Below are 14,052 nucleotides of genomic sequence, written 5' to 3'. Positions count from 1 at the left end.
ATCAAATCAAAAGCAAAGTAGATCTAAAACTCCTTACATTTTTGCTTTTGTTTTTAAATGTAAAGCTGGAGATCAAGATTCCCGTTATCATCCTTTTCACATTGGTTCAATCCAATTTTAAGTTTGGGTTCAGTTTAAAAAACTCGCGGTTGCCACTTTTCTATCCGCTCATGATCCTCATCGCGGTTTTTAACTGGCTCATTGGCAAAAATTACACAGACGTTAATTACACGGTTCTATTATTAACAGGCATTGTTTTCTGGGCTTTGTGTATCCTGGCCATACACCAGGTAAAGCTTACTGTCGAAAAAAACGAACCCGCCATTATTCACCAAACCATCCTTGTTTTTTTTATAATAAACGCCGTTTTTTCATTAGGAAACCTATTTGTGATATTTTTAGAAACCCACGCTATTAACCCATATACTTACCAGGGACTGTTTCAAAAATATTTTATTGGTACAGGCGACTATGTAAAAGGAATTACCTTTGATACCTCAATTACTAATGCCCTGTTAAATGCTTTTGGGGTTATCTACTTTCTTACCCGCAAAAATGCCCCAATGCTTTTGGTTTGTATGGCAACCCTGTTGCTTACCGGGAGCAACTTCCTGAACATTGTTGTGATATTTACATTATTACTATTATTCGCTTTTAAAACCAATCGGTATCAAAAAAGCCTGGTGGTAATTTGCATTGTGTTCCTGGCCATATTCATGGCCAAAATATCGCCCCAAAACAATAAATACGCAGGTGAAACTATAGCTCATTTATTTCATAAGGAGCTATATCCCAATAAACATCCGATTATAAACCCCTTGCCATTAACATATCGCCCTGACAGTATTTTAAACTTTGAAGAGCGCCGGCAAAAAAAGGCGATGATATTTATTGACAGCATGTACGTTGTTAATCATCCCCACGGAGAAATTGACCCTGCAAAAGGAATTTACAAAACAGAATCGGGCCATTTTGAAATCAAGGGCGATGATATTAATTCGGCATCTTTTCAAAGCAGTACCGAAACCCCTGACGAACAAAAGCCCTTAATTGATTTCATCGAAAATCATAAACACGAATTGCCGATATCCGGGAAGCCCAATGACGTACCTGCATTACCAGGTAAGGTTACCGGCTTAATACAAACTGCATCTTTTTTAAAAGAGCACTTGAGCCGCGTAGCAACGGGACTGGGCATGGGTAATTTTTCGTCAAAGCTTGCTTTCCGTGCCACAGGGCTTGGTTTTGCGGGTGGATATCCGCGTCAATTTGTTTATATAGATCATCCTTTTTTAGTGAATCACCTTGATCTGTACCTTAATTTTTTCAGTAAAAGGTCTGGCTTTCATTCGCTAACTAACAGCCCATATTCGGTATATGATCAATTATTGGCAGAATATGGTCTTGTTGGACTATTTGCATTTGCAGTTTATTACCTGGGCTTTTTTGCAAGGCATTATAAGGCGTTAACTTACGGCTTGCCAATTTTGCTGGTGATGCTGGCAGCTTTTTTTATAGAGTATTGGTTTGAGCAATTATCGGTAATGATATTTTTTGAATTGCTGTTACTGCTTAACATCAAAGAAAATGAACCCCTTAAACCGTTGCCAAATGGATTTTGACATTCCACAGATAACGGTTTTGATGCCGGCCTACAATGCCGGTAAATACATCGGCGATGCAATCAGATCTGTATTAAACCAAACTTTTACAGATTTTGAGTTACTAATTGTAAACGATGGATCAACAGATAATACAGTAGAAGTGATCCGGTCTTTTAACGACCCACGCATTGTATTAATATACCAGGATAATAAAGGTGTGGCTACTGCTTTAAACAAAGGTTTAAAATATGCCAGAGCGCCACATATAGCCAGGTTTGATGCCGATGATATATGCCATACTGAACGGCTTGAACTGCAATATGGTTTTATGCTTGCCAATCCTGAGTTTAGTATTATCGGCTCGGCGGCAGATTACATTGATATGGACGGACACTTTTTGTTTACCCATAAACCGCCCGCGTTCGATAACGACGAAATCCAATTGCTTAAATACTCTGTTTGTCCGTTTATACATTCATCAGTATTTTATAAACGGGACCTTATCATTCGTAAGGGTGGTTACAATGAGCAGGCCTATACCTACGAAGATCATTTTTTATGGGTAAATATCCTTAAAGATCAAAAAGCCTGCAACCTATCGTTACCACTTATTAAGGTAAGGCTTAACCCCGAGTCGATCACTATTGATGAAAAATGGCGGCCGCGTAAGTTTAGGGATATCAAATATGCCACACTTAAAAACAAAACCATAAGTCAAACTGAAAGCGACCTTTTAATTGAAATTGGCGAAAAACAATATTCTGATAAGATCAAAAAAGGCTCCTATTATGCGCTGTGTGGCAAAAAGCTACTACTGAATAACTTCCAGCCACAAAAAGCACGGATGCATGTGTCTAAGGCTATCGGTATTTCCCCACTTCGGTTAGATAACTATTTATTATATACCGTAAGTTTTTTTCCTCAGCGGTTTATCACCTGGCTGCATAAAATTATTTCAGGAGGGCCAAGTCATGATTAAAGTTGCTTTCATAACCCGTTCTACTTTGTATAGTGTTCCCGGCGGCGATACCATACAGGCCGTACAAACAGCACGACACCTCACTTTTATGGGCATCAGGGCCGAAATAAAATTGGCAAACGAAAGCATCAACTATAATAGTTATGATCTGCTGCATTTTTTTAACCTGAGCCGCCCTGCCGATATTTTATACCACAGCTATAAGGCCGAAAAGCCCTTTGTAGTATCTACAATTATGTGCAATTATAGTGAGTATGATCAGCAACACCGCAACGGTTTGGGTAGATTACTAAAATACTTACCCGCCGATGGCGTGGAATATGTAAAAACAATGGCCCGTTACCTGCTTGGGCGCGATAGTATGGCCAGCTTAGCTTATACCTGGAAAGGGCAACGCAAAAGCATCCTCGACATTTTAGGCAGGGCCGCTATGATCCTGCCAAATTCCCAATCAGAATATCAAAGGGTAGTTAATAATTATCCCGGCGAGGTAAAACATATGGTTGTACCTAACGGCACTGATCAGCATCTTTTTATTTACGACAAAAACGTTATTAAAGATGATAAGCTGGTGATTTGCGCCGCACGGATTGAAGGGATAAAAAATCAGCTTAACCTGATCAAGGCTTTAAATAATACGCCCTATCGCCTGTTATTGATTGGCAGCTACTCCCCTAACCAGTTTGCTTATTACCAGGAATGCCGGCGGATAGCAGCGAGTAACATCATTTTCATTGAACAAATGCCACAACAACAATTGGTGAAATATTTTGCCCGCGCAAAGGTGCATGTATTACCAAGCTGGTTTGAAACCACCGGTCTTAGCTCCATAGAAGCCGCATTGATGGGCTGCAACGTAGCTATAAGCGACAAAGGCGATGTTCGCGAATATTTTGGCGATGATGCTTTTTACTGCCATCCGGCATCTACAGAAAGCATTTTTGCTGCTATCGAAAAAGCAAGCCAGGCACCCGTGAACGAACAATTACGAGACCGGATATTACAAAAATATACCTGGAAACAGGCAGCTACAGAAACTTTAAAAGCATATCAATCCGTATTATAATATGAAATTACGCATAGCGATATTAGGAACCAGGGGCATTCCAAATTACTACGGGGGCTTTGAGCATATATCCGAATATGTATCAGCCGGCCTGGTAAAACGCGGTCACTCGGTAACAGTTTATAACTCCCATAATCATCCTTACAACCAGGAGAGCTGGAATGGCGTACAAATAAGGCATTGCTATGATCCCGAATACCTGATAGGTACAGCCGGGCAATTTGTTTATGATATGAATTGCTTTTTAGACGCCCGTAAACAAAATTTTGATGTGGTTTTGATCATGGGCTATACCAGCAGTTCGGTTTGGGGACAGCTTTACCCTAAAAACAGCACCATAATTACCAATATGGACGGCATGGAATGGAAAAGAAGCAAGTATTCCAAACCTGTGCAAAAGTTTTTAAAATACGCCGAAAAGCTGGCCGTACAATATAGCCAATATTACGTAGCCGATTCAAGGGTGATCAAATCTTACTTAAAGGATAAGTACAATATTAATTGCAGATACATCCCCTATGGGGCAGATTTGTATACCGATATGGAACGCGAACAATGCGAACCGGAACAGGCGCTTAAAGAGGATTATTTCCTGTTGATGGCCCGCATGGAGCCTGAAAATAACATTGAGGCTATTTTAGAAGGATTTAATCAAAGCAATTCTGATAAAAGCTTTAAGGTGTTAGGTGATACCGGTAACCGTTTTGGCAAATTCATTACCAATAAGTTTGCTAACGACGAACGTATCCAGTTCAAGGGCGCTATTTTCGATACCCCTAAAGTTCGCGCGCTGCAAAATAACTCTTATCTGTACTTTCATGGCCATAGTGTAGGGGGCACCAATCCATCTTTATTAGAGGCGATGGCAAGCGAAGCATTGATAGCCGCGCACAATAACCCCTTCAATAAATCTGTACTAAATACCGATGCCTTTTATTTTTCAAATGCAGCCGAAGTAACTCACCTGGTAGAAAATGTGCAACGAAATGATCCTGAGAGAAATATGGTGATGAATAATCTTCATAAAATACAATATCAATTTAATTGGGAGCAGGTAATTGATCAATACGAGGAGTTTATTGTAGAAAGCTATAAGCATAAAAACTATGAAACAATTATTGCTGATCAACGATAACAACGTTAATAAGATTAGTTATTTTCATGTGATGCTGCTAATGGCAAGTATGCCTTTTGATAGGTTTTACAGCCATATCATTTTGATTAGTTTAATATTACATACGCTCATCAACCTTAAAAAAGAAAAACTGAAGTCAATTGTCAACACCAGGGTTTTAATACTTCAGGCTGCATTTTTTGTTTCGGTGATAGCTACTTTATACACATCATATCGTTCCGAAGGTTTTGGTGAATTGGGTTTACGGATACCTATCTTATTGTTCCCTCTTGTGTTTTTAATTAACAACCTCGATCTTAAAAAGTACAGATCAAACCTGTTGTTAGCTTTTTCACTTGTATGTACGGCTACTATAATTTATTTATATGCAGATGCACTTATTGTTATCAGGCATTATCACTTATCGCTTAAAACGCTTTTTTCGCACGCATTTACAAATCACAATTTCTCGATGCCGATTGATATGCACGCCACATTTTTTTCGCTTCAATTGGTAATTGCCTTATCTTATTTTGTTACACTTCTGTTTAAGCCGCTTAAATCAAAAACGAAAAAATTTTATGGAGCATGTATCTGTGTATTACTATGCGGGCTTATCCAGCTAAGTTCAAAATCTATATTGGTTGTATTGTTCTTCCTGGTCAATTTTGTTTTGCCATATTGTTTGCTACAAGGTAAAAATAGGGTGAGGTTTATGTTGGCAGGCCTGCTTTTATCCGCCCTTGCCTTCGTTGTGGTGTTAAGCGTATCCTCTTTTAAGGAGCGTTATTTAACAAGCTTAAAGGATGATCTTTCTGCAGCAAAACCAGGCGAAAGCACCGATCCACGTCTGGCCCGCTGGCTTATTGTTTCCGATTTAATAAAACAGAAACCCTTGGCCGGTCATGGTTCAGGCTCCGAAATCCCGCTGTTGCACGATAGATTTTATGATGCTAAAATGTACAGCTCTTTTCTTGCCGGTTTAAATTCCCATAACCAGTATCTCAGCTTTGTAGTTAAATCCGGCATTTGGGGATTGCTAATTTATTTATTGACGCTTGGTTATGGTATAAAGGCGGCCCTGAAAAAAAAGGACCTTATCTTCATCTGTTTTATGATGCTGATAGTAATTGTATCATTATCTGAAAACGTGCTTGATGCAGATAAAGGCGTGATGTTTTACAGCATGTTTTTTTCTTTCTTACTGTTCACCAGCAGCGAAAGCTCATCAAAACCCTTCGCATCAAATAAAGACACCGAATATTTGAGTAAGATGGCAACCAACGGTTTAGTAGTTACGTCATACTAATGAATATGCAAACCAGGTCCGTTTTTAGTCAACATCTAACCATCAATACAGTGTCAGAAATTAAAAAGAATATATTAGCTACCCTGGCCTATTTTGATGCGTTCAACTATCCATTGACCCGCGAAGAAGTTTGCCTGTTTTTGACTGTGAAATTTGAGCGCCAAATTTTTGATGATGCCCTGGCTTGCCTGATGCGCGATAGGCTGGTGTTTCGTTTCGATAAGTTTTACAGTCTTAAAAACGACCAATACCTGGTGCAGCGCCGTACCAAAGGCAATCAAAAGGCTTTTGAAATGGTAAAAACAGCCCGAAGGGTTGGTAATTTGCTTATCAAATTCCCTTATGTGCGTGGCATAGCCATTTCAGGCTCCCTATCTAAAAATTATGCCGACGATGGCTCAGATATCGACCTGTTTATCATTACTGCCGCAAACCGCCTGTGGATAGCCCGTACGCTGATGCATTGCTTAAAGAAGCTAACTTTTTTGGTCAATAAGCAGCATTGCTTTTGCATGAACTATTATATTGACGAGCAGCAGCTTGAAATTGCCGAAAAGAACATTTACACCGCTACCGAAGTTGTAACACTGATTCCAATACAAGGAGATACTACCTTCGCCGATTTTTTTACCGCCAATGCCTGGACGCGCAACTTTTTACCTAACCATATTATGCGGGTATCATCTGCTAAATCGGAAAAAAAGAGTTTTCTGAAAAGCGCTGTAGAATTTCTGTTCAATAACAAATTGGGCGACTTTTTAGATGATAATTTCATGAAAGTAACTATAGCCAGGTGGGATCAAAAAACCAGGGCAAAAAAACTAAATGACCATGGTTTTTTACTGGCCATTGCCGCGGATAAGCACTATGCCAAGCCCGATCCTAAAAACTTTCAGTTTAACCTCATCAGCCGATTCGAAAATAAAGTTGCCCAGCTTTTAGAAGAGAATCAGCATAGCGTAGCTAATTGAATCTCCTGGTGATTTATCCTAAACATTTCCGAGCAAACGCATCTATTTGGGTTAACATAACTTAACATATTTCAGATAAAATTCAACCTAAATATCTAATAATCAATTTTTTATGATTTAGCAAGGTTAACACTAAAATGACGTGATGCTTGCACTATCTGTCAACTCCAAAATTCGTGAAATTTGATAAAATTGTAACCGGGTCGGCGGACATTCGTGTATAAAAAAAGGGCCTTATTGATAACACGAGTTCATTAGTTGTGAGTAAAAGGGATTTCTCTGCTTCCCGGCATTTTTAAGTGGAAATTTAAAGCGGTATTGTTATTATTGCAATACGCTATTATAAACCATGAAATTAAAAGTTATTGCTTTTGATGCCGATGACACCCTTTGGGTAAATGAGCCTTATTTTCAAAATACCGAAAAAAAGTTTTGCAGCCTGCTGGAAGATTTTTTGCCCGAGCACGATATTTCTAAAGAGCTGTTTAAGGTAGAAGTTGATAATCTTGCGCTTTACGGCTATGGCATAAAAGGTTATATCCTAAGCATGATAGAAGCTGCCATCAACATCTCCGATAAAAAGATAAGCATTGATACCATTGATATTATATTGCAATATGGCCGCGAGATGCTGAATGAGCCTATTGAGCTTTTGGATGGTGTGGAACATGTGTTATCTACCCTGAAAAATGATTTCCGCTTGGTGGTAGCCACCAAGGGCGATCTGCTTGACCAGGAACGTAAACTAAAAAAGTCGGGATTGGCGCACTATTTTCATCATATCGAAATCATGAGCGATAAAAAAGAAGATGATTATATAAAACTGATCAAACACCTTGATATTCAACCCGAAGAATTTATGATGGTGGGCAATTCCCTTAAATCAGACGTAATGCCGGTTTTAAATATTGGCGGGTATGCCATTCATGTGCCGTTTCACACTACCTGGGCACATGAACATGTAGAAACCAGCCTTACACATGAAAGATTTAAGCACGCTGACCAACTGACTGATATCTTAGTATCAATATTGGCATGAAACAAAAGTTAGAGCTGGATAGCTGGAACCGTAAAGATCACTTTTTATTTTTTAAACAGTTTGACGAGCCATTTTATGGGGTAACTGTAAAGATAGATTGTACAGCCGCTTATAATTTTGCCAAAGAAAAAGGTGTTTCATTTTTTCTGTATACCATGCATAGGGCGCTGGCGGCAGCAAATGACCTGCAACCTTTAAAATTACGCATCGAAAACGAGGAAATTTTTATTTACGACCGCATTGATGCCGGATCGACTATTGCACGTAGTAATGATACTTTTGGCTTTGGTTACATTACCTATGCTGATGTCTTTGATGAGTTTATAGCGATGGCTAACCAGGAGGTTGAGAAAGTTCAAAGCTCAAATGAATTGATTCGCTCAAACGTTAATAACATTATCCGCTTTTCGGCTTTGCCATGGATAGATTTTACCAGTATTTCTCACGCGCGGATGTTTAGCCGGCCAGATAGCTGCCCAAGTATTTCGTTTGGTAAAATGACGCAAAAGAAAAACGGCAAACGGTCAATGCCCGTTTCCATACATGTGCACCACGCCCTGGTTGATGGATTGCATGTGGGTCAGTTTATTGACCTGTTCCAGGATTTAATGAATAGCCCGGTTTAAACGGATTTTTCCATCACAATAAGCTCAATCAACGTTTTTGGCGAACCAAACCTACCATGGTCATGAAATGGCTGTATCTCGCCTGTAAAAATATATCCACGGCGCTCGTACCAGCTTATTAATTCCTTGCGGCTACGAATAACCGTCATGCTAATCGTGCGTAATCCTAATTGTTTTGCCACAACCTCGGCTTCCTCAATTAACGCACGGCCCACTCCCCCGTTTTGTAACGTCGGTGAAACACTGAACATGCCAAGGTATAAACGGTCGCCCTTAACTTCCAGGTAAACTGTACCTATTATTCTCCCTTCGTTATTTACGTACTTAAGTATGGTGATAGCGTCATTGTTCAGATAATCTACCAGCATAGGTTCATCAATGCGGATACCGTCAATCAAATCGGTTTCGGTTGTCCAGCCTTTTTTTGAGCCTTCGCCCCGGTAAGCGCTATTAATTAAAACATTCAATTCCGGCACATCGGCAAGGGTAGCTTTAGTAATGGGCATATACATTATAGTTTTTGGGAGGGCAAACTTAATGTTTAGCGCGTTAAAAGAAAAACGATATTTGAATTGCATTTACCTTATAGCATCAGCATCCCAATAAGCTCAAAATTGCTTTTATAAGGTAATAAAAGGTTTTATCAGGCAGAACTTTTAATGTTTAACCTATATTGTTCTGGCGATGAACCGATATACTTTTTGAAGATGCGCGAGAAATAGTAAGGATCGTCATAACCAAGGTCGGTAGCTACGTCTCTTATTTTACTAACATTGTTATATAGTAATTGACAGGCCTTTTGCATTTTAATATGTATAAAATAATCAATAGGCGGCATCCCTGTTGCCTTACGGAACAACGTTGAAAAGTGCGATACCGATAAGCTATGGCTTGCGGCCATTGCCTCGACAGTAAGCTTTTTATTAATGTTATCGCGCATACTGTTAATGGTTTTAGCTATAATATCGCCATCATCCACCCTGCTGGTTTGCATATGTTTTTGAGGAAACAGGAAAGTAGCTATTAAGTGGTATAGGCAAAAACTGGCATTGCATAGGTTTTCTGTACTATACCCCATCTCCAATGTTTGATAGATGTATTGCCATATCTCTAAAGCTTTTTCATTAAACGGAATAAGTACAGGGCCATTGGCAATGCTTAAATGGAGTGCCCTGTTAAAGGCATCAATACCATCGCCGGTGTAGTGTACCCAATATATTGTCCATGGATCATCTTTGTCGGCCCAGTACCGCATATACTTATCTGTGGCGGGGATTATAATAAACTGGTTGCTATTTACCTCGTAGCGTTTATCATCTAATATATAATGGCCCTTACCCTGCAGGCAATAAATAAGAATGTTGTCAGAGCAGCCTCTACGGCGTTCGCGATAATGAAAGCTTGCTTTAGGGAAATAGCCTATCTGGGTAATATACACAGGGAACAGCTCCGGCTCATTCTTTTTAACTTCTTCCAGCACTTTTGGCGGAACATTTATGAGTTTTTCCCCAATAAATCCATCTCGTCTTTTAACGCCGTTACTCATGAAAAATATAATTGGTGTATAATTAGATAAACATAAAAACAAACATATTGTCTGTCATACGCAATGCTATTATAACCAAAGGAAACCTGAAAAACAATTAATTATAGCCTATTGCGTATTGTACACATCATTATGCCAAAATCACATATTTTTTCAAAAACAAACAGTAGGATAATCCATCACTATACGAATATTATCTTATTATAGCATTTAATTATCTTTTTTAAAGAAACAGTATTCTGTGACGGTGTTCCTATGGGAACTCATTAATCATATAGGCTCTAATAAAAAAATAGCAGGCAATTCTAAAATTCCTTTTCCGTTAATAAAGTTACCGGCCCCAGCAGCCCGCTGTTTCTTGGTGGCGAATCTTTTGGCGGGCCGCTTATAGTCCAGGTTTTACGTTGTGTTTCGGGCAATGAAGCATCATAGGCCAGCCGGTTAAACCAGGTGCTCGTTATATCAACCTTTAGCGAGTTTTTACCCGGAAGAATGGCGTTCGTTAAATCTAATTGATAAGGATCGCACCATACCGTGCCCAGGTACTTTCCGTTGAGGGTCACTTTTGCTATCATGTTTACCGCCCCCAGGTTAATTGAAAAATGGCTGCCAGATTGGATTTTATCAATTATGAACGATGTTGTGTACGTGGCAGTTCCGGAAAATGCTTTTGCTTCGGGCGACATATCGAGGTCTTTCCAGGGTTTTAGCTCGTTAACTTGTAGTGATTGCGGTGCCCCCCATCCCGTTGGAAAAGAAAGCTCCCAAGGCGTAGTAAGGTTCAGCGTAGCAATAGTTTTTGTTTGAGGAGATTTTACAATTGCGTTTTGCCCGCTATTATGGTTAAATACTACAAAACATGAGCCCGCCTGTGGTAATTCAAGCATTACCGATGTGCGACCTTGCTTCTTTTCACCTGCAACAGATTTCGTTTTACCAGTTACCGGGTCCCAAATTTCTATATTTCCGGTGTTACGAAAATCAAGTACCCCCTTAAATGGTTTACTTTTGGGTGAGCAAACAAAGTACCAGTCTGCCCCCGCAACCTTTCGGTGTGTCCAAAGCGCGTCTCCGCCTGTAACATCGGCTGTCATCTTCAATTTATCCAGGGCTTCGGATAAGGTCAGGCCGGATATTACCGTACCCTTGCCAAGCTTTCGTAAGCCTTTTGTTTGCGTATCGCCCCAGATATTCTTTACAGCGATATTAAAGCGCATGTGCGAATTTTCGCCGCCGCTAAGAGTTGCAAGCCCTTGTGGAGCATCGCCAACAACAGTTGCGCCGGCACGGATCAATGATTCTAATTTCTCCAGCGTTTGTGGTAGCATATGTGTGGTTGATGGCAACCACAAAATTTTGTATTGTATCCCTTCGGGCGTAACCAGCATGCCGTTTGATACCGAAAGCCTGTGTAGTAAAACATCCGGGTTACAATAATCGTACTTAAAGCCCTCAGGGAAAGGGGCATTCTGATCGGGCTTGTGATCTATTTCGTCGCCTAAATACCAAAGTACATCAGACACTGGCTTGCCGCGTTCCAGCAAATAGCTACATCGTGCAAAATAGCCGTTTAGCTGCGGCATATCATTCCACCAGGTTTGTTGCCTAAGAAATGGCGTCCCTATCTGTGCGCCAAATGAGGTGCCCGGCTTTAAAGAGTCGGCCCGGGGATTATGGGTGTAGGTATGGTAAATCAGATGTGTTACACCCTCTACAATATTTACATTTGCAACTTCTTTCAAATCCTGCCAGTGTTCATCCCATGTAAGCGCAAAAGATGTAAATGCCTCTGCACCTAAACGCGGTTTACCGTACAGACGTGCAGCAGATGCCGCGGGCTTTATGGGTTTAAAGTTCAGCGAGCCCACGTAGCCATTGGTAAAAGGCTGCCAGAATTCGCACATCGGCACATCAGCAAACTTGTAATATTCTAAAATATCAGCCGGGAAGACATCCCCGGCAGCTGTTTCGTATGATACCGCCAGGTTATTTTGTTTAGCCAATTGGGCCATACGGCCATAAAATTTGTTAGTGTACAGGTCGTTTATGGTCGACCGCCAATCGCGCAGAAACTTAAATGTGGTTTCCTGGTCTTTCAACACATAGCCAAACAAAGCGGGAATCCATTTGCGAAGCGGGTAAGCTTCTACGCGGTTAAACTCCCACTCCATATTTTGTGTCCAGGTTTGTGTTTCACATTCCCAGCTGTCCATCAGCATACCATTTAACATACCGTTGCCTAACACACCAGTAGCGCCTGATAAGCGACCAATATAGCCGGCAAAATGCGCGTCGGCTCCTGTTTCTGAAAGTTTATTACATTCCCAGCCGGTGCCCTCTGCAGGTGCGGGACCATTTTGTTTTCCGCTATTTATATGCCCTATGCGTAAAACTGTCCATTTACCACGCGGGGCAACCCATCTCAAATTGCCCTGTGCATCCATCATTTTGGTGATATCACGAATTTGGGCCGGATCAATATATGCCTTAGCTGATTGCTCATACTTTTTGCCGCTACGATCTATATTCCGCAATGTCCATCCCGCTTCCGATTCCCAGTTATTTTCGCGGGCTGCCGAAAAGAAATGAATGAAACCAAGCGCCATATCATGCTTATTTTCGATCCATATTTTGATCTTTTTAGCACCTTTTACTTCCATACAGGCAAAAGAGAGCGGCTGGGTGTCTTGCCAATTCCCCGCAGGAATGTTTGTGTTTAAAATATCCTTTATTTTACCGTTGGCCATGATGGCCTGCGCTTTTATTTTAACACCAGGTTCATAGTTCCATGCATGGCCCATACTATTAACGCTTGGAAATTCAATAGTCCGTATGGTCACGGTGTCAGGAAAAGTAACCTCTGCCCAGTACGGCTTTCCAGAGTCAGCTACGTGAAGGCGAACGGGTTCTTTAGCCTGGTTCAAAAAACAATCGCCCCATAAAATATTGTTGCTGCCGTTAACAGATTGTGGCGCGAGCGGCTTTCCGATATCCCCCATTGGCGTTGGAAATGCCAGTACGGTGATATCTCGGTAATCCCGCCAGGGCTCAGTACTTGGTTGCGGTTGATCTAAATGGAGGATAACCATGCCTTTTCCACCAGTTATATCGGTACGGCTCCAGCCCAGGTGGCGCATCGCGTTGGCAGGCGTTATCCACGGTCCGCCGGCCATAGCCCATCCGGGGCAGTTTTGCATGGTAAAACGTAAACCCAAACGCCTGCATTCCTGGGCTGTATGGCGTATAGCATCTTCCCACAACGGGCTAAGGCAAGCTATTTGAGGGTTAACACCCGGCCATGGCCCACCAAACTGACCATGAAAAAGCTGGATTCCCGAAATTCCCGAACGGGCAATCGCTTCCAGATCTGCCGTGATACCTTTTTTTGAAACGTTACCTCCAATTAAATGGAACCAGGTTTCCGGGTAGTAAACTTTTGGGGGCGACATAAAAGCTACCTTATCATATGCGCCAAAACTACGATTAAGCTGTTCCTTCGGCGGTACGACTGGTGCCACCTGGGCTGATAATGATGAAATCGTTATCAGCACCAGAAAGAAAGCCGGCGACAGGTAACAAAATAGTTTTTTAAAATACATCCTTTGCTTTTACTTTAGGTTATAATTGGTTGGCAGCGCCAAAACAGATTCTGACATACTAAACTATCACTAATGATTTTCAAAACCATCCTTTGCCATCCCTATCACACATTGCTTAAATAAAGCTACGGGTTATTGCCTTTGAGTGTTGTTAAATTTTCAGATAAGAACCAATATGCCTTTTTTACAAAATTATCTC

At 40.9% G+C, this 14,052-nt stretch carries 11 protein-coding genes; 8 read left to right on the top strand and 3 right to left on the bottom strand.

Annotated features, from left to right (window positions below; all coding sequences use genetic code 11):
- Positions 1–149 precede the first annotated feature (149 nt).
- From FHS10_RS25565 to FHS10_RS25530, 8 genes are all read left to right on the top strand, one after another.
- Positions 150–1,622 carry an O-antigen ligase family protein gene (locus FHS10_RS25565; RefSeq protein WP_259096638.1) on the top strand — a complete coding sequence of 491 codons (1,473 nt, stop codon included), beginning with the start codon at positions 150–152 and terminating at the stop codon, positions 1,620–1,622.
- The gene (locus FHS10_RS25560) at positions 1,612–2,583 is read left to right on the top strand and encodes a glycosyltransferase family 2 protein (protein ID WP_259096637.1); all 972 of its coding nucleotides are present in this window, start codon (positions 1,612–1,614) and stop codon (positions 2,581–2,583) included. Before FHS10_RS25565 ends, FHS10_RS25560 begins: the two co-directional genes overlap by 11 nt.
- Complete coding sequence (locus FHS10_RS25555; RefSeq protein ID WP_259096635.1) at positions 2,576–3,649, top strand: glycosyltransferase family 4 protein; 1,074 nt, start codon at positions 2,576–2,578, stop codon at positions 3,647–3,649. Before FHS10_RS25560 ends, FHS10_RS25555 begins: the two co-directional genes overlap by 8 nt.
- 1 nt (position 3,650) lies before the next feature.
- Complete coding sequence (locus tag FHS10_RS25550) at positions 3,651–4,784, top strand: DUF1972 domain-containing protein (RefSeq protein WP_259096633.1); 1,134 nt, start codon at positions 3,651–3,653, stop codon at positions 4,782–4,784.
- A complete protein-coding gene (locus FHS10_RS25545) occupies positions 4,756–6,072 on the top strand; it encodes an O-antigen ligase family protein (RefSeq protein WP_259096631.1) in 1,317 nt (438 codons plus the stop codon). The genes FHS10_RS25550 and FHS10_RS25545 overlap by 29 nt, the downstream gene beginning before the upstream one ends.
- Before the next feature lie 50 nt (positions 6,073–6,122).
- A complete protein-coding gene (locus FHS10_RS25540; RefSeq protein ID WP_259096629.1) occupies positions 6,123–7,043 on the top strand; it encodes a hypothetical protein in 921 nt (306 codons plus the stop codon).
- A 349-nt stretch (positions 7,044–7,392) separates the two neighbouring features.
- Positions 7,393–8,082 carry an HAD family hydrolase gene (locus FHS10_RS25535; RefSeq protein ID WP_259096627.1) on the top strand — a complete coding sequence of 230 codons (690 nt, stop codon included), beginning with the start codon at positions 7,393–7,395 and terminating at the stop codon, positions 8,080–8,082.
- Complete coding sequence (locus FHS10_RS25530; RefSeq protein ID WP_259096625.1) at positions 8,079–8,708, top strand: CatA-like O-acetyltransferase; 630 nt, start codon at positions 8,079–8,081, stop codon at positions 8,706–8,708. Before FHS10_RS25535 ends, FHS10_RS25530 begins: the two co-directional genes overlap by 4 nt.
- Here the strand turns inward: FHS10_RS25530 and FHS10_RS25525 are convergent.
- The 3 genes from FHS10_RS25525 to FHS10_RS25515 all read right to left on the bottom strand — a co-directional run bounded on the left by FHS10_RS25525 (position 8,705) and on the right by FHS10_RS25515 (position 13,853).
- Positions 8,705–9,214, bottom strand: a complete 510-nt coding sequence (locus tag FHS10_RS25525) for a GNAT family N-acetyltransferase (RefSeq protein WP_259096623.1) — start codon at positions 9,212–9,214, stop codon at positions 8,705–8,707. The genes FHS10_RS25530 and FHS10_RS25525 overlap by 4 nt on opposite strands.
- A gap of 137 nt (positions 9,215–9,351) precedes the next feature.
- Positions 9,352–10,254: an AraC family transcriptional regulator gene (locus tag FHS10_RS25520; protein ID WP_259096621.1), complete on the bottom strand. Its 903-nt coding sequence runs from the start codon at positions 10,252–10,254 to the stop codon at positions 9,352–9,354.
- A 305-nt stretch (positions 10,255–10,559) separates the two neighbouring features.
- Positions 10,560–13,853 carry a glycosyl hydrolase gene (locus tag FHS10_RS25515; RefSeq protein WP_259096620.1) on the bottom strand — a complete coding sequence of 1,098 codons (3,294 nt, stop codon included), beginning with the start codon at positions 13,851–13,853 and terminating at the stop codon, positions 10,560–10,562.
- Between the last annotated feature and the right edge of the window lie 199 nt (positions 13,854–14,052).

Source organism: Mucilaginibacter dorajii (genome assembly GCF_024808255.1).
Lineage (GTDB): Bacteria > Bacteroidota > Bacteroidia > Sphingobacteriales > Sphingobacteriaceae > Mucilaginibacter > Mucilaginibacter dorajii.
The sequence above is the reverse complement of the archived record's forward strand: the minus strand, read 5'-3'. Positions and strand labels throughout refer to the sequence as shown.

Bases quoted from the DNA above. Each gene is read 5' to 3' on its own strand.
- FHS10_RS25515 (WP_259096620.1), bottom strand. From the start codon at position 13,853: ATGTATTTTAAAAAACTATTTTGTTACCTGTCGCCGGCTTTCTTTCTG.
- FHS10_RS25550 (WP_259096633.1), top strand. From the start codon at position 3,651: ATGAAATTACGCATAGCGATATTAGGAACCAGGGGCATTCCAAATTAC.
- FHS10_RS25535 (WP_259096627.1), top strand. From the start codon at position 7,393: ATGAAATTAAAAGTTATTGCTTTTGATGCCGATGACACCCTTTGGGTA.
- FHS10_RS25545 (WP_259096631.1), top strand. From the start codon at position 4,756: ATGAAACAATTATTGCTGATCAACGATAACAACGTTAATAAGATTAGT.
- FHS10_RS25530 (WP_259096625.1), top strand. From the start codon at position 8,079: ATGAAACAAAAGTTAGAGCTGGATAGCTGGAACCGTAAAGATCACTTT.
- FHS10_RS25555 (WP_259096635.1), top strand. From the start codon at position 2,576: ATGATTAAAGTTGCTTTCATAACCCGTTCTACTTTGTATAGTGTTCCC.
- FHS10_RS25520 (WP_259096621.1), bottom strand. From the start codon at position 10,254: ATGAGTAACGGCGTTAAAAGACGAGATGGATTTATTGGGGAAAAACTC.
- FHS10_RS25560 (WP_259096637.1), top strand. From the start codon at position 1,612: ATGGATTTTGACATTCCACAGATAACGGTTTTGATGCCGGCCTACAAT.
- FHS10_RS25525 (WP_259096623.1), bottom strand. From the start codon at position 9,214: ATGCCCATTACTAAAGCTACCCTTGCCGATGTGCCGGAATTGAATGTT.